At 66.3% G+C, this 19,689-nt stretch carries 20 protein-coding genes; 5 read left to right on the forward strand and 15 right to left on the reverse strand.

The features are described 5' to 3' along the window. Positions 1-10: 10 nt before the first annotated feature. The 3 genes from ACN0T5_RS00185 to ACN0T5_RS00195 all read right to left on the reverse strand — a co-directional run bounded on the left by ACN0T5_RS00185 (position 11) and on the right by ACN0T5_RS00195 (position 2,939). Positions 11-1,294: a TRAP transporter large permease gene (locus ACN0T5_RS00185; protein ID WP_417766593.1), complete on the reverse strand. Its 1,284-nt coding sequence runs from the start codon at positions 1,292-1,294 to the stop codon at positions 11-13. After that, a complete protein-coding gene (locus ACN0T5_RS00190; protein ID WP_417766594.1) occupies positions 1,291-1,821 on the reverse strand; it encodes a TRAP transporter small permease in 531 nt (176 codons plus the stop codon). The genes ACN0T5_RS00185 and ACN0T5_RS00190 overlap by 4 nt, the downstream gene beginning before the upstream one ends. A gap of 92 nt (positions 1,822-1,913) precedes the next feature. Next, complete coding sequence (locus ACN0T5_RS00195; RefSeq protein ID WP_417766595.1) at positions 1,914-2,939, reverse strand: TRAP transporter substrate-binding protein; 1,026 nt, start codon at positions 2,937-2,939, stop codon at positions 1,914-1,916. Positions 2,940-3,108: 169 nt separating this feature from the next. On the opposite strand from ACN0T5_RS00195, the gene ACN0T5_RS00200 reads away from it, so the two are divergent. Continuing rightward, entirely contained in the window at positions 3,109-4,146 is a 1,038-nt protein-coding gene (locus tag ACN0T5_RS00200) for a Gfo/Idh/MocA family protein (RefSeq protein WP_417766596.1), read from the forward strand. Continuing rightward, a complete protein-coding gene (locus ACN0T5_RS00205; RefSeq protein ID WP_417766597.1) occupies positions 4,139-4,813 on the forward strand; it encodes a GntR family transcriptional regulator in 675 nt (224 codons plus the stop codon). Before ACN0T5_RS00200 ends, ACN0T5_RS00205 begins: the two co-directional genes overlap by 8 nt. A 27-nt stretch (positions 4,814-4,840) precedes the next feature. Here the strand turns inward: ACN0T5_RS00205 and ACN0T5_RS00210 are convergent, their stop codons facing one another. From ACN0T5_RS00210 to ACN0T5_RS00250, 9 genes are all read right to left on the reverse strand, one after another. Further along, on the reverse strand, positions 4,841-5,608 hold the full coding sequence (locus ACN0T5_RS00210; RefSeq protein WP_417766598.1) for an SDR family NAD(P)-dependent oxidoreductase: 768 nt from the start codon (positions 5,606-5,608) through the stop codon (positions 4,841-4,843). After that, on the reverse strand, positions 5,605-7,374 hold the full coding sequence (locus ACN0T5_RS00215; protein ID WP_417766599.1) for an SMP-30/gluconolactonase/LRE family protein: 1,770 nt from the start codon (positions 7,372-7,374) through the stop codon (positions 5,605-5,607). The genes ACN0T5_RS00210 and ACN0T5_RS00215 overlap by 4 nt, the downstream gene beginning before the upstream one ends. Next, positions 7,311-8,294, reverse strand: coding sequence for an NAD-dependent epimerase/dehydratase family protein (locus ACN0T5_RS00220; RefSeq protein ID WP_417766600.1), 984 nt, complete (start codon positions 8,292-8,294; stop codon positions 7,311-7,313). The genes ACN0T5_RS00215 and ACN0T5_RS00220 overlap by 64 nt, the downstream gene beginning before the upstream one ends. After that, positions 8,294-9,400: an ABC transporter ATP-binding protein gene (locus tag ACN0T5_RS00225; protein WP_417766601.1), complete on the reverse strand. Its 1,107-nt coding sequence runs from the start codon at positions 9,398-9,400 to the stop codon at positions 8,294-8,296. The genes ACN0T5_RS00220 and ACN0T5_RS00225 overlap by 1 nt, the downstream gene beginning before the upstream one ends. Before the next feature lie 3 nt (positions 9,401-9,403). After that, positions 9,404-10,234 (reverse strand): carbohydrate ABC transporter permease, encoded by an 831-nt coding sequence (locus tag ACN0T5_RS00230; RefSeq protein WP_417766602.1) that lies wholly within the window; start codon positions 10,232-10,234, stop codon positions 9,404-9,406. A gap of 10 nt (positions 10,235-10,244) precedes the next feature. Then, positions 10,245-11,153 (reverse strand): carbohydrate ABC transporter permease, encoded by a 909-nt coding sequence (locus tag ACN0T5_RS00235; RefSeq protein ID WP_417766603.1) that lies wholly within the window; start codon positions 11,151-11,153, stop codon positions 10,245-10,247. A 96-nt stretch (positions 11,154-11,249) separates the two neighbouring features. Further along, complete coding sequence (locus ACN0T5_RS00240) at positions 11,250-12,524, reverse strand: ABC transporter substrate-binding protein (protein ID WP_417766604.1); 1,275 nt, start codon at positions 12,522-12,524, stop codon at positions 11,250-11,252. Between the two features lie 24 nt (positions 12,525-12,548). Beyond that, entirely contained in the window at positions 12,549-13,718 is a 1,170-nt protein-coding gene (locus tag ACN0T5_RS00245; RefSeq protein ID WP_417766605.1) for a mandelate racemase/muconate lactonizing enzyme family protein, read from the reverse strand. Beyond that, positions 13,715-14,641: a dihydrodipicolinate synthase family protein gene (locus tag ACN0T5_RS00250; RefSeq protein ID WP_417766606.1), complete on the reverse strand. Its 927-nt coding sequence runs from the start codon at positions 14,639-14,641 to the stop codon at positions 13,715-13,717. Before ACN0T5_RS00250 ends, ACN0T5_RS00245 begins: the two co-directional genes overlap by 4 nt. A gap of 73 nt (positions 14,642-14,714) precedes the next feature. Between ACN0T5_RS00250 and ACN0T5_RS00255 the strand changes: the two genes are divergently transcribed. The 3 genes from ACN0T5_RS00255 to ACN0T5_RS00265 are packed head-to-tail and all read left to right on the forward strand — an operon-like array spanning position 14,715 to position 17,264. After that, complete coding sequence (locus ACN0T5_RS00255; RefSeq protein ID WP_417766607.1) at positions 14,715-15,710, forward strand: 2-dehydro-3-deoxygalactonokinase; 996 nt, start codon at positions 14,715-14,717, stop codon at positions 15,708-15,710. Further along, positions 15,697-16,329, forward strand: coding sequence for a 2-dehydro-3-deoxy-6-phosphogalactonate aldolase (locus ACN0T5_RS00260; RefSeq protein WP_417766608.1), 633 nt, complete (start codon positions 15,697-15,699; stop codon positions 16,327-16,329). The genes ACN0T5_RS00255 and ACN0T5_RS00260 overlap by 14 nt, the downstream gene beginning before the upstream one ends. 32 nt (positions 16,330-16,361) lie before the next feature. Next, positions 16,362-17,264, forward strand: coding sequence for a DMT family transporter (locus tag ACN0T5_RS00265; RefSeq protein ID WP_417766609.1), 903 nt, complete (start codon positions 16,362-16,364; stop codon positions 17,262-17,264). On the opposite strand, the gene ACN0T5_RS00270 is transcribed toward ACN0T5_RS00265, so the two are convergent. The 3 genes from ACN0T5_RS00270 to ACN0T5_RS00280 are packed head-to-tail and all read right to left on the reverse strand — an operon-like array spanning position 17,171 to position 19,673. Further along, positions 17,171-17,767 (reverse strand): DUF2478 domain-containing protein, encoded by a 597-nt coding sequence (locus tag ACN0T5_RS00270; protein ID WP_417766610.1) that lies wholly within the window; start codon positions 17,765-17,767, stop codon positions 17,171-17,173. The two genes, ACN0T5_RS00265 and ACN0T5_RS00270, sit on opposite strands and share 94 nt — an antisense overlap. An 11-nt stretch (positions 17,768-17,778) precedes the next feature. Further along, entirely contained in the window at positions 17,779-19,059 is a 1,281-nt protein-coding gene (gene glp / locus ACN0T5_RS00275) for a gephyrin-like molybdotransferase Glp (RefSeq protein ID WP_417766611.1), read from the reverse strand. After that, positions 19,056-19,673, reverse strand: coding sequence for a carbonic anhydrase (locus ACN0T5_RS00280; protein WP_417766612.1), 618 nt, complete (start codon positions 19,671-19,673; stop codon positions 19,056-19,058). Before ACN0T5_RS00280 ends, glp begins: the two co-directional genes overlap by 4 nt. Positions 19,674-19,689: the final 16 nt, after the last annotated feature.

The following is a 19,689-nucleotide window of genomic DNA, read 5'->3' on the forward strand; positions in this document are numbered from 1 at the left end:
ATCTCCTCCCTTATCGGAACAGGTGCACCATACCCATCGAGACAAAGGGCACATAGGTGACGAGGAGGAGCGCCGCGATCGCCGCGATATACAGCGGCGCCATCTTCCGGGCGATGGCCAGCACGCCGACGCCCGAGATCCGCGAGGCGACGTAGAGCGTTGCCCCGACAGGCGGCGTGAACAGTCCGACCGCCACGTTGCAGGTCATGATCACGCCGAGATGGACGGGGTCGACGCCGAATGCGGCGGCGGTGGGTAGGAAGAGCGGTGCGGTCAGCAGGATCGCCGGAACCGGGTCGAGAACAAGGCCCAGCACCAAAAGCACGATGTTGACCAGCAGCAGGAACATCCAGGGACCCGACGAAAGGTCCTGAACCACCCGCACAAGGATCTGCGGCATCTGTTCCAGTGTGATCAGCCAGCCGAGCACGGTGGTCGCGCCGATCACCACCATAACCACGGCGCTGGTGACGAAGGCATCCACCAGCAGGCGCGGCAGGTCCCGGATGTGGAAATCCCGGTAGACGACGGTCGTGACGAAGAGGCCGTAGACGACGGCCAGCGCCGCGGCCTCGGTCGGTGTCACCCAGCCGGTGAAGATGCCGCCCAGGATGAGAACCGGCATGAAGAGCGCCGGCGCCGTTCCGATGAACGAACTGACAAGCTCGCGGAAGCTGGTCCGGCGACCGCCGGGATCGCATTTCGTCGTCTTGCCGACATAGTAGCAGACGGCCATGAAGAAGGCGCCGAACAGAAGGCCCGGCACCATGCCGCCGAGGAACAGGTCGGCGACGGAGACATTGCCGACAAAGCCGTAGATGAGCATCGGGATCGATGGCGGGATGATGATGCCGATGGTCCCCGCGGCGGCGACAAGACCGGCGGCGAAGGCCGTATCATAACCCTCGCGCGACATGTTCTTGATCATCACCGAACCGATGGCGGCGGAATCGGCGATGGCCGACCCGGAAATGCCGCCGAAGATCATCGAGGCGCCGACCACGACCATGCCGAGGCCGCCGGCCATGAACCCGAAGGCGGCGCGCGCGAAGCCGATGATGCGAAGGCCGACACCGCCCCGGCTCATCATCTCGCCGGCGACGATGAACAGCGGGATCGCCAGGAAATGGTTCGGCTCGACGCCGCCGATGAAGTTGAGGAACAGGGCCTGCAGCGGGTAGCCAAGGTCGAAGACGATGATCGGCAGGACTGCCGTCAGCAGGATCGCCCAGACAAGCGGCACGCCAAGAAACACCGTCGTCAGGAAGACGGCCACGACAAAGAGAAGGATCATCGCCGGACCTCGCCGCCGTCGGAATGTGCCGCATCCGGCAACACCGGGTTGCGGATGTCGAACCAGAAATTGAAGACATGGAAGACCAGCGTCAGCGCCATGCCTGCCGGCATCGAGGCGTAAAGCAGCCCGACCGGCCAGTAGAGGACCGTGGTCTTCTGCGCCCAGGTATGGGCGGAGATGTTGATGCCGGTGTAGATCAGGGTGACGAGCAGGACGGCGATCACGACATCAATGGCGATGGCAAGCGCGCGCCGTCCCGACCTCGACAACAGGTGCTCGGCGATTTCCGTCACCCGCATGTGGGCACCGCGCGCGGCGGCGGCAGCGCATCCGATGAACGTGCTCCACAGCAGCAGGAAGCTGGTGACCTCCAGCGACCAGGCCAGGTCGAACCCCGCAAACCCGCGCAAGGAGGCATTGCAGAAGACCAGGGCAATGATGGCGAAGCCGCCCAGCGCCAGGGCGCCGTCGATCAGGTGGCTGAGCGCCCTGAGCGCAGCCGGATAGTGGGTTCGGTAATCCACGGAGTGACCCTCTTGGGAGAGAAACCTGAAGTCCCGGCGCCAGCCGTGCCGGTTTCAACGCGGTGCCGGCGCGGCTGGCGGGAGGCTCCGGTTCAGTTCGACGGCAGCGCCTTGCGGATCGCGGCAGCGTCGGCAAGGATCTTCTCGACCGCCTCGGCGCCATAGACGTCCTTCGCCTTGGCGTAGACGGGCTGCACGGCATCCCGGAACGGACCGATGTCCGGCGCGCTGATCTTGGCGCCCTCCTCGGCCATTTCGGCAAGCTGGCTGTCGACGGAGTTCTTGACGAGGTCACGGCTAAAGGCGGCGGATTCGACGGCGGCCTTGCGGACCGCGTCCTTGTCGGCATCGGAGAAGCCCTGCCAGGTCTTCTCCGCCACCGTCAGCGGCAACGGGCTGTAGACGTGGCGGGTCAGCGTGATGTACGGCGCGACCTCGTAAAAGCGCAGCGAACGGATCGTGTCGACGGGGTTTTCCTGTCCGTTGACGATGTTCTGCTGGATCGACAGATAGACGTCGGTGATCGGCATCACCACCGTCTGGAAACCGATCTCCTCCATGGTCCAGCGGATCATGTCATTGGGGAAGACCCGCATTTTCATCGTTTTGGCGTCCGCCGGAGCGGTCAGCGGCTCGTTGGTGGTGAAGGAGCGGAAACCCGCCTCCCAGGTGGAGAGGACGCGGAACCCCTTCTCGGGGAGCTTTGCGAACTCGCCCTGCAGCCACTCCGACTTGTCGTAGAGTTCCCAGCCCTGCTCGTAGGTGTCGACCAGGAAAGGCATGGCCGTCAGGTTCAGCGACGGCAGGTGCGAGGCGTAGCTTCCCGTTGCTGAAACCGTGAAGTCGACACCGCCCAGCTGCAGCATCTCGATCGCCTTGGGATCATTGGCAAGCTGGCCCGAGGGAAAAATGCGCACCTCGTAGCGGCCCTCGGTGTATTCGGAGACCTTCTTGGCAAAGACCTCCGCCGCGGCCTGGCGCGAGCCGCCAGGGTTGTCCGTATGGCTGAACCGCAGCACCTGTTGCGCCTGAGCCGCGCCCATTCCGGCGGTGACGACCAGCAGCCCGACCGCCAGGGTCGTCAAGCCTGCTGCAACCACACCTTTGTTTTTCATCATTGAATCCTCCCTTGTCCCGGCCCTCTCACCGAGACGTTTCAGTCTGCGATTTTTACGTATACATTAATCAATACCTTGTCAACATTCCCGCTCTCGACTATCTGTCAGCGGTCGTCGCAGGTTCCGATGCGCATGCGGGAGCGTCATTGGGAGGAAGGGAACAAGCACCGTGAACAGCACAGACACGATCCGTGTTGCCTGCCTGGGCGCCGGTTATTTTTCGCGGTTTCATTTCGACGGCTGGCGACGGATCGAACGCACCGAGATTGTCGGCGTGGCCAATCGGGAGATCGGCAAGGCCCGGGACACCGGTCTGCCGGCCTTTGCCACGCTGGAAGAGATGCTGTCGGCCACCCGGCCGGATCTCCTGGACATCATCACCCCGCCGGAAACCCATCTGGAGGCCATTCGCACGGCTCTTTCCGCCGGCTGTGTCCGCACGATCATCTGCCAGAAACCGTTCTGCCGCTCGCTGGAAGAGGCAAGGCAGGCAACGGACCTTGCGGAGGCCGCCGGCGTCGATCTCGTCATTCACGAGAACTTCCGTTTCCAGCCCTGGTACCGCGTCATGCGCGAGGCGATCGCCGAGGGGCTTGTCGGCGACGTGCTCCAGCTCACATTCCGGCTGCGCACCGGCGACGGCCAGGGGCCGGCCGCCTATCTCGACAGGCAGCCCTATTTCCAGACCATGCCCCGGCTTCTCATTCACGAAACCGGCGTGCACTGGATCGACACGTTCCGCTTTCTCCTCGGCGAGCCGGAGGCCGTCTACGCGGACCTTCGCCGCCTCAACCCGGTCATTCGCGGCGAGGACGCCGGCTACATCATCTTCGACTACCCCGGGGGCGTGCGCGCGCTCTTCGACGGAAACAGGTTGCTCGACCATTCCTCCGACAGCGGCCGGACCACCTTCGGCGAAGCGCTGTTGGAGGGGACGCGGGGAACGCTGACGCTCGACGGCGACGGCCGCGTGCTGATGCGCACCTTCGGCACGCGCGATGCACACGAGTTGCTCGCCCCGCGCGACTGGCCCGGGTTTGCGGGAGACTGCGTTCATGCTCTCATGCAGCATGTGGTGAAGGGGGTGCTCGACGGGACGCCGCTCGAGAACCGGGCCCGCGACTACCTGAAGGTGATCGCCACGGAACAGGCGGTTTACGAAGCGAGCCGCACGGGGTGCAAGATCAGGGAGTTCATCCGTGCTTGAGGCATCGAAACCGAAAACCATCACCACGCAGGCGATGGACAAACTTCGGCAACTCATCTTCTCCGGCGAGCTTGCCGCCGGATCGGACCACCTGGAGAGCGAACTCGCCCTGCGCCTCGGCATGTCGAGGACGCCCGTTCGGGAGGCGACGCTGATGCTTGCCCAGCAAGGATTGCTCGAGGTCCGTCCGCGCAAGGGCGTGCGTATCGCCTCCGTGTCCACCCGGGACATGGCGGAGATCTACGCGGTTCTCACCGAACTGGAGAGCCTCGCCGCGGAGGAGGCCGCACGCGCCTCACATGGCGACGAGGAACTTGCCGGGCTGAAGGCGGCGATCGAAGCCATGGAGGCGGCGCTCGACCAGAACGACCTGGAAGCCTGGGCGCAGGCGGATGACACCTTCCATACGGAACTTGTCCGGCTTGGCGGGAACTCGCGGGTGCAGGCCATTGTCTCGATGATGAGCGACCAGGTGCGGCGGGCACGCGCCATCACGCTGCATATCCGGCCCCGTCCGGTGAAGTCGAACGAGGACCATCGCGCGGTCTACGACGCCATTCGCCGGGGCGACGCGGACACGGCACGCAAGCGCCACCGCACCCATCGGGAGCAGGCTCGCAAAGTGCTGATCGACCTGCTGGTCAGGCACCGTCTCCACCACGTTTGACAGCCCGGGCCGGCCGGCGTCCTGCGGTCAGTAGCCGCCCGAGAGCACAACAGTCTCGCCTGTCATGAAACTGCAGGCGTTGGATGCCAGGAAAATCGCGGCGCCGACCATTTCGGACGGGTCACCGGCCCGGCCCATCCAGTTGAGATCACGCACATAGGCTTCCCAGCCGTCCGGGTCCGCCTGCTTGCGGCCGGCATTGCGGTCGGTGTCGACAAGCCCGGGAGCCAGCGTATTGAGCAGCACGCCGTGGCGGGCGTAGTCCCGCGCCTGGCTTTGCACGATGTTGTGCTGGGCCGCCTTGGTCGCCGCATAGGCGGTGACGATCGCCTTGGGTCGCAACTGGTTGATCGATCCGATATTGACGACACGCCCCCAGCCGCGCGTCGCCATCCGTGGCAGGCAGGCCTGCAGCATCTCGACGGTCGACCGCAGGTTGACCGACAGTTGCAGGTCGAGATCCTCCTCGGTGAGGTGCGCAAGGTCTGCATTGACCTGGGCTGACGCGTTGACGACGAGAATGTCGAGATGCCCGGCGAGGTCCTCCGCCGCGTCCACCAGCCTGCTCCCGGCACCGCGCGCGCCGAGATCCCCGGAAAGCGCCAGTGCCCGGCCGCCGTCCCTCTCGATCGCCGCCCTGGTCTCCACCGTCGAAGCCTCGCTCTGGCCATGCACGATGACGGTCGCGCCGGCGCCGGCCAGTCCGCGGGCGATGGCGGCACCGATCCCCCGGCTCGATCCGGTGACGAGCGCAACACGGCCCGAGAGGCCGAAGACGTCCTGCAATGATGTCATGCTGGCAATCCGGTGGACGGGTTGAAAAGGGTCGCCGGTGTTCCGCGCCAGCCCGGCCGGCAGGCGAAGAGCCCTCCCGACAGCGGCGCCTCGGACAAGGTCGAGGCAGGCAGGCGTGTCCTCGCACTGGTGATGTAGAGCGTTTCCATGTCGTCGCCGCCGAAGGCAACGCTGGTGGGACGAGGTACCGGCAGGTCGATGCTGCGTTCGAGCTTCCCGTCGGGCAGGTAGCGGTTGACCCGCCAGCCGTCCCAGATGGCGCACCAGATACCGCCCTCGCTGTCGACCGCGATGCCGTCCGGACGCCCCTCCGCTTCCGGAATCCGGGCAAGCACCCGCCGGTTGGCAAGCACCCCCTCGCCGGGCCGGAAGTCATAGGCGTAGACCAGGCCCGGCACCGTATCGACAAAGTAGAAGACGCTGTTGTCCGGGCTCCACGCCATGCCGTTGCCGACCGAAATGCCGCTTTCCTTGCGCGCGACCGTCCCGTCCGCGCCGACCCGGTAGAGCGCGCCGCTCGGCTTGCTCGCATCGAGGCGCATGGAGCCGACCCAGATCGCCCCTCCTGGACCCACCTTGGCATCGTTCAGGCGGTTCTCCTGGATGCCGGCCTCCGGATCGACCAGCGTGTCGAGGCGGCCGCTGGCGAAGTCGAGAAACTCGATCCCGTCCTGTGTCGCGGCAATCAGCCTGCCATCCCTGCAGGGCATGACCGCACTGACCAGCTTGCCGGTCTCGCAGATCTCGTTGCGGCCGCTTTCGGGATCGAAGCGGTAGACCGCAGGGTGCAGGATATCGACCCAGTAAAGCCGGCGCGCACCCGCATCCCAGACCGGAGCTTCGCCGAGTTGCGCGCCCCAGGGCAGCACGCAGGCAAGATCGCTCGGCGTCTGCGATTGCGAGCTGCGCGGGCGGGGCCTGGAGCTGATGGCGATGGCGCCGGCGGCGCCGGTGATCCGCCGCGCGGCGGCAATCAGTTCGCGGCCGACAGGATGGATATGCGAGGCATCGAGCCGCGACGAGGGCCCAAGCGCCACCAGCGCGCCGATCGGGGTGCCGTCCTTGCCGGCGATGGCGACGGCAACGGAATTCACGCCCGCCAGATGCTCCTCATAGGAAACCGAGTAACCGCGCGCGCGCGTGAGAGTGAGGTCCGCCTGCAGGGCCTCGGTGCCCGTGATCGTCTGGGCGGTGAAGCGTTCAAGCGCGAGGCGTTCGAGAAGGGCGCGGGCAAAGCCCGGCTCCTGGAAGGCGAGCAGCACCTTGCCCGCCGCCGTGCAGTGCAGCGGCGCCCGCCGGCCGGTGTCGACCCGCACGCCGAGCCCGTCGCCAGAGCGCTCGTCGATATAAAGCACGTGCTCGCCGTCCAGCTTGCACAGGGCGACGGTCTCGCCCAGTTCCGCCGACAGGCGTTCGAGTTCGGGCGCCGCCGCCGTCGGAAGGTCGAACGTGTCCCAGACCCGGTGGGAGAGCTCCAGAAAGCGCGGGCCGATGACATAGGTGCCGCGCTCCTCGTTCTGCCGAACGAGGCCGAAGGCGATGAGCGTACGCAGGATGCGCGCGAAGGTCGGCTTGGGCAGGCCCGACTGGCGCAAAAGGTCCGCGAAACGCATCGGCGTCTCCGCGTCCGCGACCATGTCGAGAAGCGTCAGCCCCTTGGCGAGCGCGGCCGTGCCCGAGGGCACGTCCTTGCGCAAGCCCCCTAGGCGTGTGTCGACACCCGCCACGTCCCCGCCGCCTCCTGCAACATGCGTTCGATCGTCCATTGCGGCCTGAACCCCAGTGTTTCGCGTATGCGTGCGTTCGACGTCTCGTAATCGACCCCCGGACCCGGCAGGTCAACGGCAACCACGGGCCATCCCGTGATTTCCGCCATGGCGGGCAGCAGCTTGCCGAAGTCGACGGGATCGGTCGCGCCGAGATTGAAGGTCTCGCCGGCGGCCTTGTCCGACTCGAGAGCAAGCATCAGGCCCGCCACCATATCCCGCGTATCGGTGATGTGCATTCGGTAGGGACGCCCGGCCTCGTTGCGGGCCAGCACATGTGCCGGCTCGCCCGGATCGGCGGCGCGCAGCAGGTCCGCGACAGCCGAATTGCCCATGCGTTCCTGCTGGCGGATGCGCGGCTGCAGGAAAAAGCGCGGGCCGGAGAAGAAGCTGCCCGGATCGAGCAACTCGCTCGCATCCTGCGTATGGGCAAAGCGCAGGATGACCGTTTCCATCCGCCCTGCCCGCTGGTGGAAACGGACAAGTTCCTCGCCGAGCAGCTTGGTCAGGCCGTAGGGCGAGTTGGCGCGCAGCGGGTGGTCTTCCGTCACCGGCAGCGACAGCGGCGCATTCTCCGGATAGACCTCGCCGGAACTGGCGAAGACGAAACGCCCGATGCCGGCCGCCGACGCAGCGTCGAGCAGCACGCGCGTGCCCTCGACATTGGCGCGGAACATCGCTGCGCGGTCGGCCGCGATCCAGGACATGAAGGCGCCCAGATGCAGCACCGCGTCCATCCCGGAAACGGCGCGCTCGCAGGCGTCCGGATCGTCGAAGCTGCCCGTGACTTCCCGCCATCCGGGCAGCTCGCAGCCGCTGGCGCGCAGATCGAAACCCGTGACCTCATGCCCCGCCGCGGCAAGTGCCGCCACCGCCGAGCGCCCGACACGCCCGGAACTTCCGGTTACAAGAACACGCATCAGCGCAGCGCCTTTTCGGTTTTCGCATCGAAAAGATAGAGATCGGCAGGGTCGAAAGAGAGCTGGATCTCGTCGTGCTCGGGCATGTGCCCGGTATGGCTCAGCCGGGCGATCAGGCCCTTGGACTTGTCTTCCTCTCCGTCCTCGCGGGCGAGCGTGTGGGGACCGCCGTCGAAATAGACGTATTTTTCCGAGCCGAGGCTTTCGACAAGGCTTGGCCGCACCGTGAAGGAAGCTGGTCCCGCACCGAGCGTCAGGTGTTCGGGCCGGAGGCCGGCGATCACGGCGGAGGCGCCGGCGAGCCGCGCCTCCTCCACCTCGATCCGGTTGCCGAAGACGTCAAGCCAGGTGCGGCCGCCATCCCTCTCCACGTCGGCTGACAGGAAGTTCATGCCCGGCGAACCGATGAACCCGGCGACGAAGAGATTGTCGGGACGCTGGAAGAGCGTGTCCGGATCGGCGATCTGCTGGATCACCCCGTCGCGCATGATCACGACCCGATCGGCCATGGTCATCGCCTCGATCTGGTCGTGGGTGACATAGACCGTGGTGACGCCGATGCGCTGGTGCAGGGCACCGATCTCGGCGCGCATGTGCACCCTGAGCTTTGCGTCGAGATTGGAGAGCGGTTCATCCATCAGGAAGGCCTGCGGCTGGCGGACGATGGCTCGGCCAAGCGCGACGCGCTGGCGCTGGCCGCCGGACAGGTCCTTCGGCCGCCGGTCGAGATATTTCTCCACCTCCAGCGTGCGTGCCACGTCGTCGACGCGCTTTTCGACCTCCGCCGCCGGCATGCCTCGCATCTTCAGGCCGAAGCCGATGTTCTGGCGGACGGTGAGGTGGGGATAGAGCGCGTAGTTCTGAAACACCATGGCGATGTCGCGGTCACCGGGTGCAAGGTCCGTCACCTCGCGCTCGCCGAGAAAGATCTGTCCGCCGCTCGCCGGTTCCAGCCCGGCAAGGATCTTCAGCATGGTCGACTTGCCGCAGCCGGACGGGCCGACCAGCACGATGAATTCGCCCTCGGTTATTTCCAGCGAGAAGGGCTTCAGCACCTCCAGCGCGCCATAGCTCTTGTGGACGTTTCGGATAGAGATGTTCGCCATGTCTTATTTCTCCGCACCGGCGGTGAGGCCACCGACCAGGTAGCGTTCCAGGAACAGGTAGATGAGGATGATCGGCACCGCGACGAAGACGGCCGCAGCCGAGATCTCGTTCCAGTCCGTCGTGTATTCGCCGCGCATCGTGGTGATGCCGAGATTGGCGGTCCAGCTGCCTTGCGCGTTGATCAGGAAGGTGCGGGCATAGGCGTAGTCCGCCCAGCTGAGCACGAAGGCATAGAGCGCGGTGGCGGCAAGCCCCGGCGTCGCCACCGGCAGCACCACCCGCAACATCGCGCCCATCGGCGAGCAGCCGTCGACCATCGCCGCCTGTTCAAGCTCGCGCGGGATCGTGTCGAAATACCCCTTCAGCATCCAGGTGGTGAAGGGAATGATCAGCGTCGAATGGGCGATGACCAGCGTCCACAGGCTGCCGATCATCCCGAAGCTGCGAAAGATCGAGAAGAGCGGGATGACGAGCAGCGTCGCCGGCAGCATCTTCGCCGTCAGGATGAAGAGGCCGAGCGAATGGCCGCCGCGGATGGAAAAGCGCGACAGCGCGTAGCCCGCCATCACCGAGACCACCATCGACAGCGCCACGGAGCCGACCGCCGCCAGCATCGAGTTCACCAGCCAGGTCGGGATCGGCCGCTCTTCCCAGACCTTGGCGAAGATCTGCCACTGGGCCTCGTCCGGCCAGAAGCTCGGCGGCAGTTGCGACAGGTCGGCGGAGGTCGACAGCGCGGTGACCAGCAGCCAGTAGACCGGGAACAGGATCAGTGCCGCCAACAGGACGACCGTGCCGTAGAGCACCAGGCTCTGTATCGGGGTTCGTTTCATTGCTCTCACCTCAATACATGGCGCGGGTCTCGCGACCCAGCATCAGCAGGCTGGCTACGACGCAGATCACCAGCGTGACCACACCGACCGCCGAGGCGTAGCCGAAGTTGAAGAATCCGAACGCCTGGTCATAGGTCATGATCGACAGGGTCTGGGTGGACTTGAGCGGCCCGCCCTCGGTCAGCACCTTGATGATCGAGAAGTCGCGGAAGACCCAGAGGATGACCAGCACCAGGGTGACGCCGAGCACCGGCATCAAGAGCGGCAGGGTGATCCAGCGGAACCGCTGGAAGACGTTGGCGCCATCGACCTTGGCGGCGTTGTAGAAGTCGGCCGGGATCGATTGCAACCCGGCCAGCGTCATGATCGAGACGAAGGGGAACCCCTTCCAGATCATGGTGATCGCCACGGCCCAGAAGGCAGCGCCCGGCGTCGAGACCCAGGCGATCATGCCGTCGGACAGGCCGAGCGTCACCAGCAACCAGCTCATCAGCCCGAAGGAGCTGTCGAAGATCCAGGCGAAGATCACAACGGCGATCACCTCGGGCACCGCCCAGGGCAGCGCCATCGCAAGGCGCGCGAGCGTCCGTCCCCGGAACCGGTTGTTGACGAGAAGCGCCGTGGAGACCCCCGTCACCAGGCTGCCGATCGTGACGACGCAGACGAGCTTCAGCGTCACCCAGCAGGCCATCCAGAATTCGGCCGAAGAGAACAGCTTTTCATAGTTCGCCAGGGTGAAATCGGCCCGCGGCGCGCCGATGCGCGGCAGCTTGACCGCCTGCAGGGACAGGTCGATCGAGATGACCAGCGGGTAGACGATGATCAGCCCGACCAGCAGCACCGCCGGCGCGAGCAGGATGTAGCCGAGCAGGTGCTGGCGGCTGGGCCGGGCCAGGTCGAATATCCGGGCGCGTGTCATGCAACCTCCTGCCGCCGGCACTGCGCGGGCGGCGTCTCAAAACCTCGAAAAATGACCGGCCCCTCATGCCGAGGGGCCGGTCGTCGCAGCGGGAACTCAGCCCTTCTGGATGGCTTCGGCACGGGCCTGCATCGTCTTGACGACATCCGCCGGATCGAGATCCTCGATCAGCATGCGCTGCACCTCTTCCTGCACCATCTTGCCGAACTCGTTGTACTGGATCTCCAGGCCGGTCGGGATGCGATCGATATTGGCGGCTGCGGCTGCCTTCATCGTCTCGATGAGCAGCGGGAAATGCGGCACCTCCTGCTCGACGCCGGAGACGTCGGCCGCCGGGCTCGGCGGCGTGTTCTTGCCGATGGTCGCGTATTTGCGCTGCCATTCCGGCGACATCACCAGCTTGACGAAGTCCCAGACGAGTGCCTTCTCCTCGTCGGAGATCTCGCTTGCCATGCCGAGCACGTTGGACGAGCCGCCGACCGGCGGGCTGAAGGGCGGAACCGCAACGACGGTATCGGCCGCGGCCGCGCCCTTCTGCATCGTTCCGTAGAGCCAGGGGCCGTCGAGCCGGAGCGCCACCTTGCCGTCGGCGAAGAGCTTGCGGATGTCGCCGGCCGACATGTCGACCGGGGTCAGGCCTTCCTTGACGACGGTCTTCCAGCGGGTCAGTCCCTCGACCATCTCCGGCGTGTCGATGGTGATCTTGCCGTCGGCATCGGTCCAGTAGGCACCCGCGTCGAGGACGTAGCTCAGCATCTCGGTCAGATACTGGCCGGCGCCGCCCTTGGTCTCATGACCCGTGCCGAACTGGTCGGTGATGCCGTCGCCGTTGAGGTCCTTCGTGGTCTTGCGCGCCACGTCGAGGAATTCCTCATAGCTTGTCGGGACCGCGAGGCCCTCCTTTTCGAGGATCGCCTTGTTGTAGGCCATGATGAACCCGAAATAGTTCAGCATGATGCAGGCGGTCTCGCCGTTCCACATGCACTTGCCCTGGCCGGCCCAGCCGGTGGTGTCGATGCCGTCCTTCTCGAGCCAGGGACCAAGGTTCTCCATCCAGCCGTTCTCGGCGAAGGACTGATACTCGAACGAGGCCAGATGCACGATATGCGGCGGCTGGCCGCCGGCGAACAATGTCGTCATCGTGTCGGCATAGGCGCCGCGCTCGACCTTGGTGAACTCGACCTTGACGCCGGGATGGCCTTCCTCGAAAGCAGCGATCGCCGCCTTCCACCAGTCGCCGGTACCGGCATCGTCCACCTGCCATGAGACGAACTTGAGCGTCGTGTCGGCCAGCGCCGGCGACAGCATGGTCGCCGACAGCATGGCGGCAATCGTCAGGGACTTGACGGATCGTCCGAAGAATTTGGTCATTTGCGTTTCCTCCACTTGGTTTTTCTAGATCCGCTGCATGAGGCGCAGCGCTTCCTCCGATGGCCTGACACCGAGCCCCGCTCCGGTCGGCAGATGATAGGCACCCTCCCTGCAATCCATGTCACCGGCGAGAAGGCGTCGGTTCGGCTCGAAAATCGAATGCTGGAACTCGTGGCCGACAAGCGTCGGCAGGGTGGCGCTCGCCTGCAGGCTGGCGGCGAGGAATATCCCCGCACCGATGGTCGCGTGCGGCAGCACGTCGATGCCCCGTTCGGCGGCCAGCGCGCCAATACGGACGAAGTTGGTGATCCCCTTGTGCCCCATCTCCGGCTGGACGATGGAAATCCGGCAGCGCTCGATCCGGTGGCGCATGTCCCAGACCGTGCGCCATTCCTCGCCGACGGCGATCGGCACGTCGGTGCCCTTCGAGACCTGTTCCAGCGCGGCGATGTCCTCCGTGCGCACCGGCGCCTCGGCGAACCACAGCCCGTGCGGTTTCATAGCCTCAATCAGCGCCAGCGCCTCCTCGGCACTCTGGTTCCAGTGCATGTCGGCAGCGATCCGCGCGTTTGGTCCGAGCGCCGCGCGCAAGCTCTCCATCTCCGCTGCCGGACCGTCATCGGCGACCGGCGTGGCGAACTTGAAGGCATCGAAGCCGCGCTCCTGCCAGGACACGGCAAGCGCCGCCCGGGCATCCGCCGTCTTTTCCGGCAGGCCGGACACATAGGCCGGGATCGTCATCCGCCGCGCGCCGCCGAGGAGTTCGAAGACCGGACGCCCCGCGATGCGGCCGGCAATGTCCCAAAGCGCGATGTCGATGGCGGCAAGGGCATCGACGTAGAAGCCGCCGGTATAGCCGCGCACGCGCATCAGGTCGTAGAGGTCGTCATGGATCGCGGAGGGATCGGACGGATCCCGCCCGATGGTGAAGTCGGCAAGCAGGTCCCTGACGATCTCGGCCACGGCGCCGGGCGCCACGAGCCCGTATGTCTCGCCCCAACCCACGACACCGTCCCTTGTCTCGATCCGCAAGAGCACGCTGCGGTCGAAGGTCGGGTAGACCGTCCGGTTTCCCTTGCGCACCAGATAGCCACGCGCATTGGGCTCTTCGCCCGGGCGCGAGGCTCCCAGATAGGGCGTGTCGCGCGTCTGCGTCAGCGCGAAAACCTCGATGGTGCGAACGACGTCGTTCATTGGCGCCCTCCCCGGGCCGCCAGCGGCACGTCGACCAATCCGAGTTCGGCCAGATTGGCATCGATGTCGGCAATGGCCTGCGCATCCAGCTCCGGCGTCGGCGCCCGCACGATGGTGTTTTCAAGGATGCCGCGCCGGCTCATGACATGCTTGGTCAGGCGCATCCGATAGACCGCCTGAAGCGTCAGCAGCGGCAGGGTCCGCACATAGATCGCGCGCGCCTCGTCGCGGCGACCGGCGCGCCAGGCCCGGTCCATCGCGACATGCTCGTCGACAATCTCGATTGCCGGCATGGCCGCGCAGGCCCCGCGCGCATACTCGTCCAGGATATAGCGCGCGCCGCCTCCGCCGATGATCCCGGCGAGCGTCTCCGGTCCGTGCGCGACCAGATGGGAGATTGCCGGTCCGGCAGGCAGGGTCTCCTCCTTGATATAGACAACCTGCGGCACCGCCCTGGCGATGACGACAAGCGCCTCGGGCGAGATATCCGAGCCGCGCGGCGCCGGAGCGTTCTGAAGCACGATGCGCGCGTCGGGAAGCCCGGCCGCGACCTCGGCCATGAAGGCCGTTACCGCTGCTGCCTCAGAGCCGACCGCCACCGGCGGGTGGATCATCAGGTGATGGACGCCAACCGCCGCAGCCGCGCGCCCGTGCTCGATCACCTGAGCGACCGATCCCGCACTGGCACCGGCAATGATCGGAACGCGTCCGCCGACCTCCTCCGCCACGATCGCAAGCAACCGCGAGCGCTCAGCGCCGTCGAGCTTTTCCACTTCGCTGGCAAATCCCGGAAACACGACGCCATCGACACCGCAGTCGAGCGCAAAGCGCAGCAGACGTCGCATTGCCGACGCATCGACCTCCCCCGCATCGGTGAAGGGGGTCGGAAGAACCGGGAGAATGCCGGAAAGTGTGCTCGTCATTTGATTGTCCAACATGTGAGACTATGTTTCATAAATTGACACTATCTTGTTTCTCGGGCTAAGACAAGCATCAATGCTCTCGCGCCACACCGTGCCCGAAAGGACCTTCATGCCCTCCATTCCGGAATTGCCTGCAGCACATGTCGTCGTCGACTGGGGCACGACCTCGTTTCGCGCGGTGCTCCTGTCGCCCGACGGGGTGATACGCGAGCGGCTCGAGACCGGCGACGGCATACAGTTCGTCGACAAGGGCGCGTTCGAGGCGACATTGCTGCGCCTGCTCGCCCCCTGGCTCGCGGCGGAAGGTGCTCTCGACATCGTGCTCGTCGGCATGGTGACCAGCCGCAACGGCTGGATCGAGGTGCCCTATGTTCCCTGTCCCTGCACGGTCGACGACCTTGCAGGCGGCGCGGTGAGACGGCAGCTTGCCAACGGGTCTTCCGTGATCCTGCTGCCGGGCATCAACGATCCGGCCCGAAAGCCGTTTCCGGATGTCATGCGCGGAGAGGAAACCCAGATCGTCGGCTTCGGCCTTGGGAAGGACGCGACGATCGTGCTTCCCGGCACGCACAGCAAATGGGCGCGCGTCGCCGGCGGCCGCATTTCCGGCTTTCGCACCTTCGTGACGGGTGAACTCTACGCGCTGCTTGTCCAGCATTCCTTCATCGCGCGGGCTGCCGGTTCGGACACCGGAGCGGACGAGGTTCCCGCCGCCTTCCAACGCGGCATCGCCGAAGGCGCGACGGGCACGGTCGACGGCGAGGCCATGCTGTCACTGGTGTTTTCGGCGCGCACCGGCATGCTGGCCGGAGAACTCGCCGCCGGCGACATTCGCGACTATGTCTCCGGCCTGCTGATTGCCCAGGAATTCCGCCAGGCGCGGACCTGCGGCTTCTTCGCGGAAGGCGACCGCATCGGAATTGTCGGAAATGACGGGCTCAACCGGCGTTATGCCGATGTCGCCCGCCATTTCGGGCTTGAGATCATCGCCGGCAGCGAAAATGCCGCCATCGACGGGGCACGCGCCATTCTTGCCGCCGGAAAGGGGACCCGACATGACGCTGCATGACGCTCTCGCCGCCTGTCCGCTCATCGCGATCCTGCGCGGTGTCCGGGAGGACGAAATCCTCGACGTCGCCGCGATCCTGTATGATGCCGGTTTCCGCGCCATAGAAGTACCGCTGAACTCGCCCGACCCGTTCGCCAGCATCGAACGCCTGGCTGGCGCCTATGGCGACAAGGCGGCGATCGGCGCCGGAACCGTCACCGAACTGGCCGACTGCCAACGCCTTGCCGACGCGGGAGGCCGGCTGATGGTCGCGCCGAACTATGCCGCCGATGTCGTCGAGGAGGCACAGCGCCTCGGCCTCGCTACCTTGCCCGGCGTTGCCACGCCTTCCGAGGCCTTCGCCGCCCTGCGCCAGGGGGTCGACGGGCTGAAGCTCTTCCCTGCCGACACCATCGGCATGGGTGCGCTGAAGGCCTGGCGCAGCGTGATGCCGAAGGACGCATTGCTGCTGCCGGTCGGCGGTGTCGATGCCGCTTCGATCGCCGGCTGGCGAAAGGCCGGCGCCGACGGGTTCGGCATTGGCGGTGCACTCTACCGGCCGGGCATCGATCCCGACACGCTGGCCGGCACCGCAAAAGAGTTCGTCGCCGCCGCGAAAGCCGCCTTTCCCCGGGATTGACCTCCGCCCCCGCCTCCAGCTCCGGAGCATTCATGAGCCGCAAGGCAGACGTGCCAACCGCACCGGTCACGGTGACGGCGGCCCCGCAACGACCGGCGCCGGACGAGAAGCGCGCCCTTGTCGAAGGGCTGTTCGCCGTTGGCGCCGGCGTCGTCAACAATGCCTGCGTCAAGCTGCTGGCGACGATGCCGACGAGCCAGCTCATCCTGCTGCGCGCCGTGGGCACCGTGGTCGTCCTGCTGCCGGTGATGATCCGGCGCGGGCTGCGCCGCCCGCCGCCGGCGGTGATCGCGCGTGCCGCCCTCGAGGCGCTGGCGACCGTCTGCCTGATGCATGCGCTGACGCTCGCCTCGCTCAGCTTCATCGCCACCGTGATGATGACGATCCCCATCGGCGTGATGGCGGCGAACTGGGTGCTGGCCGGAGAGCCGCTCAGCCCGCGCGGCCGGATCCTGCTGCTGGTCGGGTTTGCCGGCGCCATGATGGCGACGGGGCCGGCGTTGGCGGGAAGCGCGAAGGGCGCGCTCTTTGCGATCGTCTCGGCCGCGTTCTACGTGACGCGCGACCTCGTCACCAGCCGGCGGGCATCGGACGCCTCCAGCCTGGAGCTGTCCTTCAGCGCCAGCATCGCGGCGCTGATCCTTGCCCTGGGGCTCGGTGCCATCACCGAATGGCGTCCGCTGCAAGTCGGCGAGAGCGGCATCCTCGCTGCGATGATCGGCTTCTACATCCTCAGCAACCTGCTGATCGCCTCGGCGACGCGGGCCCGCCGCTCGACGCTGGTCGCGGCAACGCGCTATTCGGCCGTCATCTGGGCAGCCCTGTTCGATCTCGTCCTCTTTCAGGCGGCCCCGCGCCCGCTGACGCTCGCCGGCGCCGCGCTGATCGCCATTTGCGGTGTCGGCCTGATGCGCACGGAACGGCGTCCGTCCTGAGTGCCCGCCGCCTCCCGGACCCATGCGGCAAGATCCGCGGTGCGTGGCGGCAGTTCGACGGCAAGGCCGCCGCAGAACTCCTGGAAGGCCGGCACGTTCAAGCGGTTCAGCCCCACCAGAACGGGGATTTCCCGGACAAGCGCCTCGGCGATCAGGTCGCGGAAACCGCGTCCTTCCGCCTCGTGCTTGCCGAACTTGTTTATGATCAGGACATCCGCTCCGGCAGCAAGCCGCGCGGCTACAAGTCCGACGGCGCTCTCCAGCGCGTCCGGATCGAGCCGGCAGCCACGCGACGCCTTGCCGAGCGACTGGGAAATGCGGATCACAGGCCCTTCGGGCAACACCCTGACATCCATGTCGCAGGGGCCGTCATCCGGCCGTTCCGAATTGATCTGGACCGTCCCGCAAACCCTCAGGCCATCCGCCTGCAAGGCCTCGGCGAGACCGGCCAGAAGCAGGTCCACATCTCCGCGCCCGGGCGATATCGCGAATCCAAGTTTCATAAAAAAACTCCCTATTTTGCGCAAAATTGCACGAATTCGAGCAGTTCTCCTTCCGAGATTGACTCGACCTCGGCCGGGATCAGCACCAGCCCGTCCGCCGCCGGAAGCAGCGACACCCGGGCGGAATTGGTCACGTCGGGACACAGGATCACTTCGCGGCCGAGCCCATCGAACCCGGCAAGGCGGGCGAGCCGCAGCTCGCAGCGACCGGGTTTGTGGCGGAGCCTCGTCCCGGCCACCACGTGACGCCTGACGGCGCGCGGCACCGAAACCCCCGCAAGGCACTCCAGCAGCCGGTTCCCGAACAGCATCCAGGTCGTGAACGCAGCCAGAGGGTTGCCCGGCAGTCCGAGCCAGAAGGCCTTGCCGAGGCGCCCGAAAACCACGGGCTTTCCCGGCTTGATGGCAACACCGGCGAAGACGGTCTCACCGCCAAGAGCGGCCATGGCCGGACGGACGAGGTCGGCGGAACCGACCGATACGCCTCCGGTCGTGACGATGATATCGGCCGTCTCCGCCAGACCTGCCAGTCGCGCCTTGAGCGGGCCCAGGGCATCCCCTTCGTGGCGGGCCAGCAGAACCTCGACATCCTCGCCGGAAATGGCCGCCGCCAGCATCGGCGAATTGACGTCCCAAACATGAGCCCCGGCAAGCGGATCGCCGGCCGGACACAATTCATCGCCCGTGGCAAGGATCACGACCCTGAGCTTGCGGCGCACGCGGAGCGATCCAGCGCCTGCCGCTGCTGCGGCGGCGATCTCTCGCGGCCCGAGGCGGGTTCCGGCCTCCATGATCACCTGGCCGGGCATCATGTCTTCGCCGGCCGGGCGGATATGGGCGCCCACGTCCGGGCGATGGCGAAGGACGATGCGGCCGCCCTCGCGCAGCACATGTTCCTGCATGACGACCGTGTCCGTCCCCTTCGGCAAGGGCGCACCGGTCAGCACCTGCACCGCAGTGCCCCGGCGCACCACATCGCTCGGGGCATGGCCGGCGGCGATGCAACCGCCCACCGGCAGGACCCATGGACCGTCGCCCTCGAGCGCGCCCGCAGAAAGCGCGTAGCCGTCCATCGCGGCATTGTCGAACGGAGGCGACAGGGTGGAGGAAACGACCGGTTCGGCCAGAACCCGGCCTCGGGCCCGCTGTAGCGGGACGATCTCGACCTCCTCGACCGCGCCCGATGTCCCCGCGATCCGGGCCAGCGCCTCGTCGAGTGACAGGAGGCCGTCGCCCGCCTCGTTCTCACCGCAACCGCATCCCGGCCTTTCAAGCCGATGCAGGGTCTTCATGAAGCCACCTCCGGGTTGAAGTGAGCCAGCGCGACCGTGCAGTCCAGATCGCGCAGGAGCCCGTCCTTGAGGCCGTAGATGAGGCCGTGAACATTGATGCCGTCGCCCCGCGCCCAGGCGCGTTGCAGGATCGGCGTTTCCGACACCCGGCGGACACCCTCGATGACGTTGAGCTCGGCCAGCCGGTCGCGCCGGTCCTCGATCGACCCGGCGCGGGCAAGGTCGATCGCATAAGCGCGCGCCAGACGGCGGATCGGCTCGAGCCAGTGGTCCGCAAGCCCGTGCGGCAGGCCTTCCGTCGCGGCCTTGACGCCGCCGCAGCCATAATGCCCGCAGACGATGATCTCGCGGATGCCGAGCGTGTCGACGGCGAATTCCAGCGCGCTCAGAAGGTTCATGTCCGAGGAATGCACCACATTGGCGACGTTGCGGTGGACAAAGACTTCGCCGGGATCAAGACCGGCCACGACATTGGCCGGAACCCGGCTGTCCGAGCACCCTATCCAGAAGAATTCCGGCGACTGTCGGATAGCGAGCCGGGCGAAATAACCGGGCTCCTGCGCATTGCGCTGCGCCGACCATTCGCCATTTCGCCTGAGCAGGTCATTGAGCATGCGGGACCTCCATAAT

The sequence above is a fragment of the Stappia sp. genome, assembly GCF_048261845.1.
In the GTDB taxonomy this organism is placed as follows: Bacteria; Pseudomonadota; Alphaproteobacteria; order Rhizobiales; family Stappiaceae; genus Stappia.